General features: G+C 63.7%; 13 protein-coding genes. 10 read left to right on the top strand and 3 right to left on the bottom strand.

Annotation, left to right across the window (positions count from 1 at the left end):
- The first annotated feature begins 92 nt into the window (after window positions 1-92).
- The 3 genes from BM374_RS21905 to BM374_RS21895 all read left to right on the top strand — a co-directional run bounded on the left by BM374_RS21905 (window position 93) and on the right by BM374_RS21895 (window position 4,517).
- Entirely contained in the window at window positions 93-1,328 is a 1,236-nt protein-coding gene (locus BM374_RS21905; RefSeq protein WP_092296311.1) for a putative DNA modification/repair radical SAM protein, read from the top strand.
- On the top strand, window positions 1,328-2,770 hold the full coding sequence (locus BM374_RS21900) for a UdgX family uracil-DNA binding protein (RefSeq protein WP_092296308.1): 1,443 nt from the start codon (window positions 1,328-1,330) through the stop codon (window positions 2,768-2,770). Before BM374_RS21905 ends, BM374_RS21900 begins: the two co-directional genes overlap by 1 nt.
- 124 nt (window positions 2,771-2,894) lie before the next feature.
- On the top strand, window positions 2,895-4,517 hold the full coding sequence (locus BM374_RS21895) for an inorganic phosphate transporter (RefSeq protein ID WP_092296305.1): 1,623 nt from the start codon (window positions 2,895-2,897) through the stop codon (window positions 4,515-4,517).
- A 75-nt stretch (window positions 4,518-4,592) separates the two neighbouring features.
- Here BM374_RS21895 and BM374_RS21890 read toward each other — a convergent pair whose 3' ends face one another.
- Complete coding sequence (locus tag BM374_RS21890) at window positions 4,593-5,765, bottom strand: M20 aminoacylase family protein (protein ID WP_092296302.1); 1,173 nt, start codon at window positions 5,763-5,765, stop codon at window positions 4,593-4,595.
- A 175-nt stretch (window positions 5,766-5,940) separates the two neighbouring features.
- Between BM374_RS21890 and BM374_RS21885 the strand changes: the two genes are divergently transcribed.
- The 6 genes from BM374_RS21885 (at window position 5,941) to BM374_RS21860 (ending at window position 11,114) form a co-directional block, all read left to right on the top strand.
- Window positions 5,941-7,560, top strand: a complete 1,620-nt coding sequence (locus BM374_RS21885) for a GMC family oxidoreductase (protein ID WP_092296298.1) — start codon at window positions 5,941-5,943, stop codon at window positions 7,558-7,560.
- Complete coding sequence (locus BM374_RS21880; RefSeq protein ID WP_244552657.1) at window positions 7,550-8,254, top strand: DUF4336 domain-containing protein; 705 nt, start codon at window positions 7,550-7,552, stop codon at window positions 8,252-8,254. Before BM374_RS21885 ends, BM374_RS21880 begins: the two co-directional genes overlap by 11 nt.
- Before the next feature lie 112 nt (window positions 8,255-8,366).
- Entirely contained in the window at window positions 8,367-9,311 is a 945-nt protein-coding gene (locus BM374_RS21875) for a metallophosphoesterase family protein (RefSeq protein WP_092296295.1), read from the top strand.
- 24 nt (window positions 9,312-9,335) lie between these two features.
- A complete protein-coding gene (locus tag BM374_RS21870) occupies window positions 9,336-9,677 on the top strand; it encodes a cupredoxin domain-containing protein (RefSeq protein WP_092296291.1) in 342 nt (113 codons plus the stop codon).
- Window positions 9,678-9,804: 127 nt separating this feature from the next.
- Window positions 9,805-10,353 (top strand): sigma-70 family RNA polymerase sigma factor, encoded by a 549-nt coding sequence (locus tag BM374_RS21865; RefSeq protein WP_177248450.1) that lies wholly within the window; start codon window positions 9,805-9,807, stop codon window positions 10,351-10,353.
- Entirely contained in the window at window positions 10,350-11,114 is a 765-nt protein-coding gene (locus BM374_RS21860) for an anti-sigma factor family protein (RefSeq protein WP_092296284.1), read from the top strand. Before BM374_RS21865 ends, BM374_RS21860 begins: the two co-directional genes overlap by 4 nt.
- Before the next feature lie 122 nt (window positions 11,115-11,236).
- On the opposite strand, the gene hpnO is transcribed toward BM374_RS21860, so the two are convergent.
- Window positions 11,237-12,628 carry an aminobacteriohopanetriol synthase HpnO gene (gene hpnO / locus BM374_RS21855; RefSeq protein ID WP_092296281.1) on the bottom strand — a complete coding sequence of 464 codons (1,392 nt, stop codon included), beginning with the start codon at window positions 12,626-12,628 and terminating at the stop codon, window positions 11,237-11,239.
- 142 nt (window positions 12,629-12,770) lie between these two features.
- Here hpnO and BM374_RS21850 point away from each other — a divergent pair, with 142 nt between their 5' ends.
- A complete protein-coding gene (locus tag BM374_RS21850) occupies window positions 12,771-13,388 on the top strand; it encodes a DUF2147 domain-containing protein (protein WP_177248449.1) in 618 nt (205 codons plus the stop codon).
- Here BM374_RS21850 and hpnN read toward each other — a convergent pair.
- A complete protein-coding gene (gene hpnN, locus BM374_RS21845; protein WP_092296275.1) occupies window positions 13,356-15,944 on the bottom strand; it encodes a hopanoid transporter HpnN in 2,589 nt (862 codons plus the stop codon). The genes BM374_RS21850 and hpnN overlap by 33 nt on opposite strands.
- Between the last annotated feature and the right edge of the window lie 13 nt (window positions 15,945-15,957).

Raw genomic sequence — 15,957 nt, 5'->3', positions numbered from 1 at the left:
TGATATGTTCTAATATAAAGCTAACGGCGCGCAGAGAGTCAATCGAATTGGCGCGCAAATGGATTCATGAGCTGAATCAAAGGGATTCTGGGATGGACGTACAACGCAAGCTGGCAATTCTCGCGGACGCCGCCAAGTACGATGCGTCCTGCGCCTCCAGCGGTACGGAAAAGCGGGATTCCAGCGACGGCAAGGGCATGGGCTCGACCGCGCCCGGGATGGGCATCTGTCATTCCTACGCGCCGGACGGACGCTGCATCTCGCTGCTCAAGGTCTTGCTGACCAACGCCTGCAATTACGATTGCCTCTATTGCGTCAACCGCGCCTCCTCCAACGTGCCGCGCGCCCGCTTCACCATCGACGAAGTGGTCAAGCTGACGCTCGACTTCTACCGGCGCAACTACATCGAGGGACTGTTTCTCTCCTCCGGCATCATCCGCAGTCCCGACTACACGATGGAGCAAGTGGTCAGCGTCGCGCGAAAGCTGCGCGAGGAGCATCACTTCCGCGGCTACATCCACCTCAAGACCATTCCGGAGGCCGACGACGCGCTGATCACGGAAGCCGGCAAATATGCCGACCGCCTCTCCATCAATATCGAGATGCCTGAAGCCGCGAGCCTGCAGCAATTCGCGCCCGAGAAGGACGTACGCGCGATCCGCCGCACCATGGGCCGGCTGCGGCTGAAGCTCGACGAGGCCGAGGATATCAGCAGCACAAAGACGAAGACGAAGCCACCGCGTTTCGCGCCGGCCGGTCAAAGTACGCAGATGATCGTCGGCGCCGATAGCGCGAACGACCACACCATCCTCCACACCAGCGCCAATCTCTACGGCTCCTACCGACTGCGGCGCGTCTACTACTCAGCCTTCAGCCCGATCCCAGATGCCAGCCGCACGTTGCCTCTGGTCCAACCGCCCCTGCTGCGCGAGCACCGGCTCTACCAGGCCGACTGGCTGATGCGGTTCTACGGCTTCGACGTCGGCGAAATCGTCGACGACAGCGCGATGCTGCCGCTCGACATCGACCCCAAGCTTGCATGGGCGCTACGTCATCGCGACCGCTTTCCCCTCGATGTCAACCGCGCCAGCCGCGAGGAGCTTTTGCGCGTGCCTGGCTTCGGCACCAAGGCGGTCGAACGCATCATCGCAACGCGGCGCACCACCACGATCCGACTCTCCGATCTCGCGCGGCTGCACGTGCCCAAGCACAAGGCGCTGCCGTTCATCGTTCTCAGCGATCATCGCCCCTCGCCGCATCGCCTCGACGAGGCGCGGCTGATCGAACGGTTCAAGCCGAAAGCAACACAATTGGGATTTGGCTTCTGATGCAGTACATCACCCTCGACACCGAAACTGATTTTGATGGCTGGCGCAACGCCGCGCGGACGCTCGTGCTGCATCATGTCGAGCCGCGCGATGTCACCTGGGTCGTGCGGGGCGGCGAAGCGGAGTTGTTCGCGCCACCCGCGCCGTCGCCGATACTCGAGGTGAACGACGGCACCTTCAGCGTATCAGGCAAATTCATCGACCTCGCCAAGGCTGCGATCCTGCATCGGGGCGGCGAGCGCTTCGCGATCCTCTATCGCCTGCTGTTCCGGCTGAAAAACAATCACGATCTCATCGAGGTCGCGACCGACACTGATGTCGCGCAGGTCACGGCGATGGCAAGGGCGGTTCATCGCGACGAGCACAAGATGCACGCCTTCGTGCGGTTCCGCGAGATCGGACGCGAACGCGAGGCGCATTACGTGGCCTGGTTCGAGCCTGAGCATCACATCGTCGAGCTCGCCGCGCCGTTCTTTGCAAAGCGCTTTGCCGATATTCCCTGGTCGATCCTGACGCCGGATATCTGCGCGCATTGGGACGGCCACGCGCTCTCATTCACCCCGGGCGTCAACAAGAGCGAGGCACCGGGCAAAGACCACCTGGAGGAAACCTGGCGGCGCTATTACGCCAGCATCTTCAATCCGGCCCGCCTCAAGGTGAAAGCGATGCAGGCCGAAATGCCGAAGAAATATTGGAGGAACCTGCCCGAGGCTTCGATCATTAAGCCCTTGATCGAAGATGCCGAACGCATGACCGGTGCCATGATCGCTAACGCCGCGACCGATCCGCACAAGCCTCAGAAGCGGCCGGAGGCTCCGATGAAACGCAAACCTGCCAGTGACACTCTCGAAACGCTTCGCGAGGAGGCCGCGCATTGCCGCGCCTGCCACCTCTACAAGGATGCGACCCAGACCGTGTTCGGCGAAGGCCCGAAGTCTGCCAATATCATGCTGGTCGGCGAGCAGCCCGGCGACAAGGAAGACCTCGCCGGCCATCCCTTTGTGGGCCCTGCCGGCCAGATGCTCGACCGTGCACTGGCGGAGGCCGGCGTCGATCGAAAGAAAGTTTATGTCACCAACGCAGTGAAGCACTTCAAATTCGTACCGCGCGGAAAGATCCGCCTGCACCAGAAGCCGGCGACGCCGGAGATCAAGGCGTGCCGGCAATGGTATGAGCGGGAAGTTTCGGCAATCCAGCCCGACCTCATCGTGGCGATGGGCGCAACCGCCGCACAGAGCGTGTTCGGCAAGATCACGCCCATCGGCAAGACCCGCGGCCGGATCATAGACCTTCCCGACGGACGCAAGGCTCTGGTGACGGTGCATCCGTCCTATCTGCTGCGGCTGCCTGATCCGGAGGCGAAGGTGCTGGAATATCAGCGCTTTGTCGCAGACCTGAAGATCGCCGCGTCCTTGCAGCGGAAATCCTCGCACGCCGCCTGACGCAAGCCGCTCGTCACCGCACAAGCCGTGGATGACTCGCGTCATTGCACTCATCTGCCCGTCATTTCAACCGCCTGTCACATGCCACGCGCAAAATCGGGGTCTTGGGACAGGAGAAATTCCGATGAGTGACGTTGCTTTGCCGGGCTCCATCGAGCCGGCCTTGAGTAAGGGGCCAGACCTCAATCGCGGATTCCATCCGCTCACCGGCGTGATCTACATGGGGGTGATTGCGGCCGCACTGCTCTTCGTGGCCTACAGCATCTGGGTCGATGTCGATGCCACCGGCACGCAGGTCAAGGCTTTCGCTCCCTTCCTCCTGCTCTTCGTCGCGCTTCTCATCGCGCTCGGCTTCGAGTTCGTGAACGGCTTCCATGACACCGCCAACGCGGTGGCGACCGTGATCTACACCCGTTCGCTGCCCGCCCACGTCGCCGTGGTGTGGTCCGGCATGTTCAATCTGTTCGGTGTGCTGCTGTCGTCAGGTGCGGTCGCGTTCGGCATCGTCTCGCTGCTGCCGGTCGAGCTGATCCTCCAGGTCGGCTCGAGCGCCGGCTTCGCCATGGTGTTCGCGCTGCTGATCGCCGCCATCATCTGGAACGTCGGCACCTGGTATTTCGGCCTGCCGGCTTCGAGCTCGCACACCCTGATCGGCTCAATCATGGGCGTCGGCATCATGAACGCGGTGCTGCACGGCCGCAGCGGCACCTCGGGCGTCGACTGGACCCAGGCCACCAATATCGGCAAGGCGCTGCTGCTGTCGCCGCTGTTCGGCTTCGCGCTCGCGGCCGGCCTGCTGCTGGTCCTGCGCACCGTGCTGCTGCGCGCGACGCCCGCTCTGTTCGGCGAGCCGAAGGGCGACCAGCCGCCGCCGTGGTGGATCCGCGGCATCCTCATTCTCACCTGCACGCTGGTGAGCTTCTTCCACGGCTCCAATGACGGCCAGAAGGGCATGGGCCTGATTATGCTGATCCTGATCGGTACCGTGCCGACCGCCTACGCGCTCAACCGCGCGCTGCCGGAGGACCAGATCGCTGCGTTCAGCCAGAACTCGGAGGCCGCCAGCAAGATCATCGAGAGCAAGGCCGCCGGCTACAGCGTGATCGGCAATCCGCGCCCCGCCGTGACCAACTATGTCGCGCAGCACGAAATCAACGGCGGCACGTTCCCTTCGCTCGCCGTGCTCGTGCGCGACATCTCCAAGCAGGTGACCACCTACGGCTCGCTCGCCAAGGTGCCGGCCGATCTCGTCGGCAATACCCGCAACGACATGTACCTCGTCTCGGAAGCGCTGCGTTTCCTGATGAAGGACAAGGAAGCCGAGCTCAGCGCCGCCGACGTCACCGTGCTCACGGCCTACAAGGGCTCGCTCGACAGCGCCACCAAGTTCATCCCCGGTTGGGTAAAGATCGCGGTCGCCATTGCGCTTGGCCTCGGCACCATGGTGGGCTGGAAGCGCATCGTCGTCACGGTCGGCGAGAAGATCGGCAAGACCCACCTGACCTATGCGCAGGGCGCCTGCGCCGAGATCACCGCGGCTGCCACCATCGCCGCCGCCGACGTCTACGGCCTGCCGGTCTCGACCACCCACGTGCTCTCCTCAGGCATCGCCGGCACGATGGCCGCCAACGGCTCGGGCCTGCAATGGGCGACGATCCGCAACATCGCGATGGCCTGGGTGCTGACCCTGCCGGCCGCGATGATCATCTCGGGCGTGCTCTACTATCTGTTCTCGCACCTGTTCTGAGCCGCGACACGGCACACGAACAAAAGGGCCCGTGCGATGCACGGGCCCTTTTCATTCATGCTTCCGCTCGGCCAATCATGACGCCGCGAGCTGTTCCTCGACCAGCTTGACCCAATAGGACGTGCCGAACACGATCGCCTCGTCGTTGAAATTGTAGGCGGGGTGATGGAGGCCGGCGCTGTCGCCGTTGCCGCAGAAGATGAAGGCGCCGGGCCGCGCTTCCAGCATGTAAGCAAAGTCCTCGCCGCCCATCAGCGGCGGCATCTCGTGCACATTGGCCTCGCCCGCGACCTGCTTGGCAATGCGCGTCGCCACCTCGGTTTCCGCGGCGTGGTTGTTTACAACGGGATAGTTGCGCTTGTAGTGCAGATCGATCTTGGCGCCGGTGATCTGCGCGACACCCGCCACCACTTCGCGGACGCGCTTCTCGACCAGCTTGCGCACCTCCGGCGACAACGTGCGGATCGTGCCCCTCAGCGTCGCGGTCTGCGGAATGACGTTGCGGGCGTTGCCGGCGTGGAATTCGCAAATCGAGATGACAGCCGATTCCAAGGGATCGACACTGCGCGCGACGATCGACTGCAAGGCCGTGATCACCTGTGCACCGACCAGAACGGAATCGATGCATTTGTGCGGACGCGCGGCGTGGCCGCCGAGGCCCTCGATCATGATGTCGACTTCATCGGTCGACGCCATGATCGGGCCGGGCCGGATCGCGAACGAACCGATCGGAATGCCCGGACCATTGTGCATGCCGTAGACCTGCTCGATGCCGAAGCGCTCCATCATGCCGTCCTTCACCATGGCTGCGCCGCCGGCGCCGCCTTCCTCGGCCGGCTGGAAGATCACGATCGCCTCGCCGGCGAAGTTGCGGGTCTCGGCGAGGTAGCGCGCTGCGCCGAGCAGCATCGCGGTGTGGCCATCATGGCCGCAGGCGTGCATTTTGCCCGGAGTCTTGGAGGCGTAAGGCAGGTTGGTCTGCTCCTCGACGGGCAGCGCGTCCATGTCGGCGCGCAGGCCGATCACCTTGAGCCCCTCGCCGGCTGGCTTACTGCCCTTGATCACCCCCACCACGCCGGTCTGGCCGATGCCAGTCACGACCTCATCGCAGCCGAACTCACGCAGGCGATCCGCGACGAATGCTGCGGTGCGGTGGACGTCGTACAGCAATTCAGGATGCTGGTGGATGTCCCGCCGCCAGGCCTGGATATCGGGTTGAAGGTCGGCGACGCGGTTCACGATCGGCATGGAGGGGTCTCAAGCTTTGTTGAAAATACAGGACTGTCTATCATGCAAGTGCCAGTCCAGCTAACTCCCGCAGATCGAGGGTAGTCCTGTCCCCTGCTCATGGCCGGGCTTGTCCCGGTGGTCGCCCTCTGCCTATTAGAACGGAACGTTTAGGGACCATCCGGGTGGAAGCAGAATGCCAAGACGGCTCGAAGGTGAGTTTGACTACATTGTCGTGGGCGCCGGCACGGCCGGCTGCATCCTTGCCAACCGGCTGTCGGCCGAGCCCAAAAATCGCGTCCTCATTCTCGAGGCCGGCGGGGACGACAACTGGATCTGGTTCCACATTCCGGTCGGCTACCTCTTTGCGATCGGCAATCCGCGCTCCGACTGGATGTTCAACACCGAAGCCGAGCCGGGACTGAACGGCCGCGCGCTTGCCTATCCCCGCGGCAAGGTGATCGGTGGCTGCTCGGCGATCAATGCCATGATCTCGATGCGCGGCCAGGCTGCCGACTACGACCACTGGCGCCAGCTCGGCCTGACCGGCTGGGGTTATGACGATGTGCTGCCACTGTTCAAGCGGCTGGAGGACCACTTCCTGGGCGCAAGCGAGCATCACGGAGCCGGCGGAGGCTGGCGCATCGAGGCGCCGCGGCTGTCCTGGGACGTGCTCGATGCCGTCGGCGACGCCGCCGAGGAGATGGGCATCAAGCGCATCCCTGACTTCAACACCGGCGACAACGAAGGCACCAGCTATTTCCACGTCAACCAGAAGCGCGGCCGGCGCTGGTCGTCGGCCCGTGGCTTCCTCAAGCCTGCCTTGAGGCGCCCCAATCTGCGACTTGAGAAGCATGTGCTGGTCGACCACCTCATCATCGAGCAGGGACGCGCCGTCGGCGTGCGCTTCATCCAGAACGGCGAGATCATCGAGGCGCGCGCCAGGCGCGAGGTGATCCTCTCGGCCGGCTCGATCGGCTCGGTGCAGGTGCTGCATCGCTCCGGCATCGGGCCCGCCGACTGGCTGTCGCCGCTCGGCATCGACATCGTGATGGACAAGCCCGGCATCGGGCGCAATCTGCAGGACCATCTCCAGCAGCGAGCAATCTACAAGGTCGAGGGCGTGCGGACACTGAACGAGACCTATTACAATCTGTTCCGCCGCGGCCTGATGGGCCTCGACTATGCCTTCCGCCGCCGCGGTCCGCTGACCATGGCGCCGTCGCAGCTCGGCATCTTCACCCGCTCCGATGCCACGCGCGCGCGCGCCAACATCCAATTCCATGTGCAGCCGCTGTCACTCGACAAGTTCGGCGATCCGCTGCACCGCTTCCCGGCGATCACCGTCAGTGCCTGCAATCTCCAGCCGACTTCACGCGGCACCGTGCGCCTGCGCTCGGCAAGCCCGGACGAGAAGCCGATCATCGCGCCGAATTATCTGTCGACCGACGACGACCGCCAGGTCGCCGCCGACGCCATCCGCACCACCCGCCGGCTGATGCGGCAGAAGGCGCTGGCAAAATATCGCCCGAGCGAATATTTGCCCGGCCCAACGGTCGGCGACGATGATGCCTCGCTCGCAAAAGCCGCCGGCGACATCGGCACCACTATCTTCCATCCGGTCGGCACGGCGAAGATGGGATCGGCGAACGACCCCATGGCCGTGGTCGACGAACGGCTGCGCTTCTACGGCCTCGGCGGTCTTCGCGTCGTCGACGCCTCGATCATGCCGACGATCACCTCGGGCAACACCAACACGCCGACCGCAATGATTGCCGAGAAAGGCGCTGCGATGATCTTGGAGGATGCGAGGTAGTCTGGCGATGCTGATGGAATTCGGCCGCAATATCTGGATCTCAGACGGCCCCCACGTCTCCGTCGCGGGATTTCACTACCCGACGCGAATGGCCGTCATAAGACTCCTGGACGGGAGCGTCTTTGTCTGGTCGCCGACCGTGGTCACGGAGAGCCTGCAAACTGCCGTCGATGCCATCGGCGAAGTCCGGCACATTGTTGCGCCCAATTCGCTTCATCATCTCTTTCTTCCCGAATGGAAGCGGAGCTATCCCAAAGCCAGGCTCTACGCGCCTCCGAGGCTGAGAAAGAAGCGGACCGACATCGACTTCGACGACGATCTCGGCGACACACCGAGCCCGGATTGGGTCGAGGAGATCGATCAGGTTCAGATGCGCGGTAACCTGATCACGACGGAAGTGGTGTTCTTTCACGCCGGCAGCGGGACCGTGCTCTTTGCCGATCTCCTTCAGCAAATTCCCCCGCACCTGCTTTCGGGATGGCGCGCCGTCGTTGCGAAGCTGGATCGGATGACCGGGCCTGAACCGTCGGTGCCGCACAAATTCCGGATCGCCTTCGCCAGCCGCCGGCCAGCGCGAAAAGCGCTCGCGCGAATTCTCGCATGGCCTGCCGAAAAGGTGTTGATGGCCCACGGCACGCCGGTCGAGACGGATGCACCTGCTTACTTGCGCCGGGCATTCGGGTGGCTGGCCTGAAGCTGAGCTGTCGGTCACCACCTCACGAAAACGTCATCGCCACCCGCGAATAAATCCACCTCTCCCCCGATCAGCTCCTCGACGCCCAATTCCGGGCCAAAGGAGACGTGCGATGAGCGGACACGATCACGGGGAAGACGGCGTCAGCCGCCGCAAGGTGCTGGAATGCATGACTTGGGCCGGCACCGGGGTGCTCTGGACCGTCACGGGCGGCGTGCCGCGCTCGCTCGGCATCATCGATTCGGCCGAGGCCGCAACCGCCGCCGCGCCCGGCATGACCTTCCTGCAGATCAGCGATAGCCATGTCGGCTTCGACAAACCGGCCAACCCCAATGCGCTGGGCACGCTGGAGGAAGCCGTGGGCAAGATCAATGCGATGCCGGCCAAGCCGTCGTTCATGATCCACACCGGCGACATCACCCATCTGTCCAAGGCCTCGGAGTTCGACAACGCCGACCGCATCATCTCGCAGTCCAAGCTGGATGTGCACTACGTGCCCGGCGAGCATGACTTCCTCGACGAGGAGGTGAAGTTCTATCGCGAGCGTTACGGCCGCGGCACCAAGGGTGCGGGCTGGTACTCCTTCGATGCCGGCGGCGTACATTTCATCGGCCTCGTCAATGTCGTCGACCTCAAGGCCGGTGGCCTCGGCAATCTCGGCACCGAGCAGCTTGCCTGGCTCGAAGACGATCTCCGCGGCAAGTCGAAATCCACGCCTATTGTCTTGTTCGCACATATTCCGCTCTGGACTGTCTATCCGGAATGGGGCTGGGGCACCGAGGACGGCGGTCGCGCGCTCGAATATGTCAAGGGCTTTGGCTCGGTGACCGTGCTGAACGGCCACATCCACCAGGTGATGCAGAAGGTGGAAGGCAACGTCACCTTCCACACCGCGCGTTCGACCGCCTTCCCGCAACCAGCGCCGGGCACCGCCCCCTCACCCGGACCGATGAAGGTCGAGGACACCAAGCTGCGCTCGATGCTGGGCGTCGCCAGCGTCAACTTCAAGCAGAACGAGCAGCGGCTCGCGATCATCGACACCCCGCTCCAGGGTTAATCCAGGGTTGAAGAGAAGCTGACCATGAAGACACTCAATCGCCGCGACTTCTCAGTCGATTTCGGTCTCACTTTGGCCGCGGCCATCCTGCTCCCCATCACGACCGCCCGTGCCGACGACACCAACATGGAGGTGCACATCGACAATTTCGTCTTCCAGCCGCCAGAGCTCAAGATCAAGGTCGGCACGACGGTGACCTGGACCAACCGGGACGACATTCCCCACACGGTGGTGTCGGCCGGCAAGTTCCGGTCCAAGACCCTGGACACAGACGACAAGTTCACGTTCACCTTCACCGATGCGGGCGACTACAAGTATTTTTGCTCGTTGCACCCGCACATGACCGGGATGATCAAGGTTGAGTAACGTCTCCAACCAAGGCATCTCTGTCTTGCCCGGCCGGTGGTCCCATGCCGGCCGGGCTCGCGTGCCTTCGGTCAGGCCCAGAGGCGCAACGACCTACGAAACGCAGCAAGAGGCAAAGCGAGAGGCGATGCCCGTCAGCGACGATTTCCAGAAGGCGCAGCGCTTCCGCGAGGCGGCCCTGCCCTATCTCGACGACGTCTACACGCTCGCACGCTATCTGCTGCGCGACGCCTCCGACGCGGAGGACGCGGTGCAGGAATGTTATCTGCGTGCACTGAAGCACTTCGACAGCTATCGCGGCCCGGCGATGAAGCCGTGGCTCTTCGCGATCCTACGCAATGTCTGCAACGCCGAATATGCCAGGCGCGCGCACTCGCACGCCGCGATCGAGGACACCCCTGGCGCGGCCGACCAGACGCCGATGTGGCAGGAGAGCGAGGCGAGCCCGGAGACCGAGGTGCTGCGCAGCCGCGACGCCGGAGCCATCCGCAAGATGATCGACGGGCTCGCAGAGCCGTTCAAGGAAACCTTCGTGCTGCGGGAGATCAGCAACCTGTCCTATCGTGAGATTGCAGAAGCCGTCGGCGCCCCCGTGGGAACCGTGATGTCCCGCCTCGCCCGCGCCCGCGCCATGCTGCGCGCGGCCTGGATGGCGGAAGAGGAGCACTCGAAATGACCTGCGACGAAGCACAGATCCTGCTTCACGCGCTGCTCGACAACGAGCTCGATGCCGGCCATGCGCGCGAGCTCGAAGCCCATATCGCCACTTGCCCGGCCTGCACGGCCGAGTTTGCGGCACAGCGCGATATGAAGTGCGTACTGGCGGGCACCACGCTGGGCTACAGCGCGCCTGCCACATTGCGTGCTCGTATCGAGGCCTCGATGCCGCAGGCGCGTCCGCAGCCGAGCCGTCGCTCCGTGCTGCGCGGTTTCGCGATGGGGTCGGCGGTCTCGGCGCTCGCCGCCACCGGCATCGTCGCCGTCGTGCTGCGCCAGGACGACCAGCAGCGCATCCTCTCCGAGGTCGTCTCCGCGCATCTGCGCTCGCTCCAGGCCGGCCACCTCATCGACGTCGTCTCGACCGACCAGCATACGGTCAAGCCCTGGTTCAACGGCAAGCTCGATGTCGCACCGCCCGTGATCGACCTCACCGCGCAAGGTTTCACGCTGGTCGGCGGCCGGCTCGACTATGTCGATGCGCGCGCGATCGGTGCGGTGGTCTATAAGCGCCGGCAGCACATCATCAACCTGTTCGTGGCGCAGACCGCGAGCACCGAGCATCGGCCGCCGAAGACGCAGACCATGCAAGGCTTCAATTGCCGCCGCTGGGGCGAGCGCGGCCTGAATTTCTGGGCCGTCAGCGATATCGGCGGCGACGAACTCACCGAGTTCGTCGATAAGTTCGACGCGGCGATGAAGGCGAATGTGGAGGGGTAGTTTACTTCACACTGTCATTGCGAGGAGTGAAGCGACGAAGCAATCCAGGCTGCCTCCGCAGAGACAGCCTGGATTGCTTCGCTTCGCTCGCAATGACGATTGCCGATTTACTTCGGCAGAGTTTACGCCGACCGCCGCACCGCGTTGTCCACCAGCGTCTTGCCGAGCGACCAGATCGCGCCGGGGACCTTGTGACTGCCGGCGATGACGTCGTCGAAGGCGCGCTCGATCCAGCTGCAGTCTTCTTCGGTGATGGTCAGCGGCGGCAGCAGCTTGATGGTGTGACTGCCGTGGCCCGCGACCTGCGTCAGGATCTTGTGATCCTTGAACAACGGCACCGTGATGAGCTGGCAGAACAGGCCCTTATTGGCGGCCTCCAGCACGTTCCAGGAGGCCCGCAGCCTCAGCGATTTCGGCGGGCCAAACTCGACGCCGATCATCAGCCCCTTGCCACGCACCTCCTTCATCAGCTCGTAGCCGGGCACCATCCGCGTCAACGCGAGGCGAAGCTCGGCGCCGCGCTTGGCGGCGGCCTCGATCAGCTTCTCCGATTCCATCACGTCGAGCGTGGCGATGCCCGCAGCCATTGCGAGGTCGTTCTTGGAGAAAGTCGAACCGTGCACCACGGCCCGATCCATCTGATTGAAGATCTTGTCGAAGATGTTCTTGCGCGTGAGCACGGCGCCTACAGGCACGTGGCCGCCCGACAGCGACTTCGACAGCAGCACCATGTCGGGCTCGACGTTCCAGTGCTCGACCGCCAGGAAGCGGCCGGTACGGCCCATGCCGGTCTGGATCTCGTCGGCGACGAACAGCGTGCCATACTTCTTGCAGAGCGCGGCCGCGCCGGGCAGGAACTCATCGGAGGGCATGTTGACGCCCTTGCCCTGGATCGGCTCGACGACGAAGGCCGCGACCTCGCGCGAGGCCAGCGCCTTCTCGAGCGCGGCCAGATCGTTGAACGGAACCGGGGTGCAGCCCGGCAGCAGCGGCTCGAAGCCGGCGCGGAAGTTCGAATCACCGGTCAGTGACAGCGCGCCATAGGTCAGGCCATGATAGCCATGGGCGCAGTAGACGATGCCGGGGCGCCCGGTGGCACCCCGCGCGAACTTGATCGCGGCCTCGACGCATTCGGCACCGGAATTGGCGAAGAACGCCTTGTCGAGATAAGGAACGTATTTCAGCAGCCGCTCGGCCAGTACGCCCGCCAGCGTCGAGACGTCGAACTGAACGAGATTGGGCAGATCGGCGTCGAGCACGCTTTTCAGCGCCTCGCGCATCACTGGATGATTGCGCCCGATTGCGAACACGCCAAAGCCGGACAGAAGGTCGAGATAGCGTGCCCCCTCGCGATCGTAGAGGTACTGCCCCTGCCCCTTCTGGAAGCCGACGTCATAGCCGATGGTCTTGAGAACCCGGACGAACTGCTCGTTCAGGTACCGATTATGCAGAGCGCTGCGCTGGGCCTGACGGTCCGCGAACAAGTGGGACATGTCTGGATTTGGACTGTTCATCCGCTACATACTTCGGTTGAGGGCCGCTTCGTCAACTGAAAACGGTCAGCAAACAGAAAAGGGCCTGTGCGGCCTTTTGCCCTTTTTCGGACCATCTTCGCAAGCACAGCTTTAGACCATGTTGCACTGCCGAGGAACACATATGCGTTTGGCCATTTACACCGGGATAATACTGGCTGGCTGTTACGCCGGCCTGACACCGGCGCTCGCCGCCGATCCCACCGGCGACTGGCGGGTCGCCGATGGCGTCGCCAATATCCGCGTAGCCCAATGCAATGGAAGCGTCTGGGGCGCAGTTTCCTGGGAAAAGCAGCCCGGCGGCCGCGACGAGAACAACCCGGATGTCTCAAAAAAGAACAGGCCGACACTTGGCATGGCGACCCTGATCAACATGAAGAAGACAGCGGGGGCCGAGCAGTGGGAAGGCCAAGTCTACAACGCCAAGGATGGTCAGATGTATAGTGCGACCATCACGCCTGTCGGCACCGACCAGCTCGAGATCAAGGGCTGCGTGCTGGGCTTCCTGTGCGGCGGCGAGACCTGGACCCGCGTCGGTCCGCCGATTCCCGCGAGCGCCGCCAATGCCATGGCCAAGGGCGGGCCAAAAACCACCGGAGCGGCGCCCAAGGCTGCGCCGGCACCGGCTGCCGCAGCAGCGGCTCCGAAGAGCACCGCCGCGGCCAAGCCGGCTCAGAAGGGCGCCGCCGATCCCGTCGGCGACATCTGCCTACTCCCTGAGATTGCGGGGTTTGCCCATTAGGGCCGGCTGGAACAGCAGCACTGCGGCAAGCGTCGTCACCAGCGAGAGCGCGAGCAGCTTGCCCATGCTGGACGTGCCCGGATGGCTCGACAGCCACAGGCTGCCGAACGCGGTTGCCGTGGTCAGCGCGCTGAAAAAGATCGCGCGCGTCAGACTGGTCTGCAACAGATTCGTCCTGCCGGAGCGCCACGCCACGACATAATAGATCTTGAACGCGACGCCGACGCCGAGCAGCAGCGGAAACGCGACGATGTTGGCGAAGTTGAGCGGCAGGCCGATCAGAACGCAGATCTCCAGCGTCACTGCCCCGGCAACCAGCAGCGGCACGAGGGTCATCAGCACGTCGACGATGCGGCGCAGTGTGATCCACAACAACAGGCCGATCACCAGCAGCGCATAGATCCCGGCATGAATGAACGCCCTCACCACGGTATCGCCGGATTTCAGGATCGAGACCGGGCCGCCGATGGCGGTCGGCTCGGCTGCGAGCACGGCTGCAGCGAATTTGCGCAGCGTATCGTTGTCGTTGGGATCGCCCTTCGGCTGAGCTTCGACGCGGATGATGCCATCCTTGCTCTTCCAGGCGTTGACGAGATCCGCTGGCAGTGACTTCAGGGTGACTGGTTCGGCCTGCATCGCGTTCCTGAGCTGATCAAACACGATCTTCATCGGCGTCACAAACACGTCCTGCGCCTTGTTACGGGTCGCCTCATCCGCATTGGCGAGCTTCTCCAGCGCGTCCGCGAGGCGGCGCGAGGCAACTGCGCCCGGGCCCTTGGCGTCACCCGCGGTGCGGCGCAGATTGTCGACCGAGGATTTCAGCGACTCGACGTTCTCCTGATCCGATGGCGCCGCGTCGATCTGATCCGGGTTAAGTGCGGGGTTCAGGATCTTGGCGCCCTGGGCAATCAGCTTCAGCTTCGGCTGCTGGTCCTCCGGCACGAAACTGTCGAGCGACATTACCCGCAGCACCTCCGGCACCTTCTCCAGCTTCGCCTCGACCTGCTTGGCCTGTTCTTCCGACGTGGTCATCACGTTGATGGCATTGGCGCCCGTATTGGGATCCTTGCGCAGATCGAGGAAGGTCGCGATCGACTCCGCGTTCGGGTTGCGCAGGTTCATCGGATTGAAGTCGAACTTCATGAAATAGAGCAGCGGGAGGCCGGCGACCGCAAGGAACAGCGTGCCGCCGACGACCAACACGCGGTGCTTCTCGAGGAAATGATCGAGCGGCGCGAGGAAGGCGTAGCCCACCGGCTCCTTTTCGCCGGGCGGGTTCAGCAGCTTCAGGAGCGCCGGCAGGACGGTGATCGAGGAGATGAACGCCACCAGCATGCCGACGCCGGCGATCTGGCCGAGCTCGGCGATGCCCTTGTAGTCGGTCGGGATGAAACAGAGGAAGCCGGCCGCAGTGGCCATCGCCGCGAGCGACAGCGGGATCGCGGAGCGTCTGGCGGCAAGTATCAGCGCCTTGCGCAGATCATCGACCTTGTAACGCTCCGAGCGGTAGCGGACGCTGTATTGGATGCCGAAATCGACGCCGAGGCCGACGAACAGCACAGCGAACGCGATCGACAGCAGATTGAGCGAGCCGACCATCATCAGGCCGGCGGCGGTGGTGATCGCGAGGCCGACGAAGAGATTGACGAACACGGCGAAGATGATCTTTGCCGAATGCAACGCCAGCCACAGAATGAACAGCACGACGAGCACCGTACCGACGCCGTTGACGACAGCACCTTCCTGAACGGTCGCATATTCCTCGTTGGCGATCGGGACCGGCCCCGTCAGCCGGACCCGCGCCTGATATTTGGTCGCAAAATCGAGATCGACGGCAGCCTTGCGGATCGCGTCGGTGGCGCCCTTGCCGGGCTCCAGCGCGTTGTAGTCGAGAATCGGCTTGAACTCGATGAAGGCGCGCTTGTCGGAATCCTTCAGCGGCTCGTCGCTGACGAGCTCCCGCCAGGAGAAGCTCGCATTCTCTTTGTTGAGCACGGTCTCGACCGTCTGCGCGATCTGATTGAACGGCCGCGCGGTGTTGTCGAGCTTGACCTGGCCACGCTTGACGCCGGCAAGCCCGGTCTCCAGGGCGCCGGTCAAGCCGCGGATCGAGGGATCGCCGGCCATGATCTCGATCAGGGGCGCTGCGGATTCGAACTGGCCGGTGATCTTGGCGACTTCTTCAGTCGGCAGGAACAGCAGGCCGTTCTTCTCGAAGAACTCGCCGGTGCCGAGCTGCTGCATCGACTGGAAGTTGGCCTTGTCGTCCTTCAGCCTCGCGTAAAGCGCGTCGGACGCTGCGGTCGCCATCTCCGGCGTCTTGGCCTCGACGACCGCGAGAATCGTCGCGTCGCGGTCGAAGGCGCGGTCGAATTGCTGGTCGCGCTGCCGCCAGTCCAGATTCTGGGCAATCAGGGAGTTGATGTCGGTGTTGATGGCGAAGTGCCGGGACGTGTAATAGCCCGCCCCCACCGCCAGCAGGAGCCCGAGAACGACGACGAGGGAGGCAAACCGGGTACAGGCCCTGACGATGGCAACGACTACGCTCTGCAGCACATCTTTTCTTTCT

It is taken from the genome of Bradyrhizobium sp. Ghvi, from assembly GCF_900115265.1.
Lineage (GTDB): Bacteria > Pseudomonadota > Alphaproteobacteria > Rhizobiales > Xanthobacteraceae > Bradyrhizobium.
Note: the sequence above shows the minus strand (reverse complement) of the source record. Positions and strands in the feature narration are given on the sequence as shown.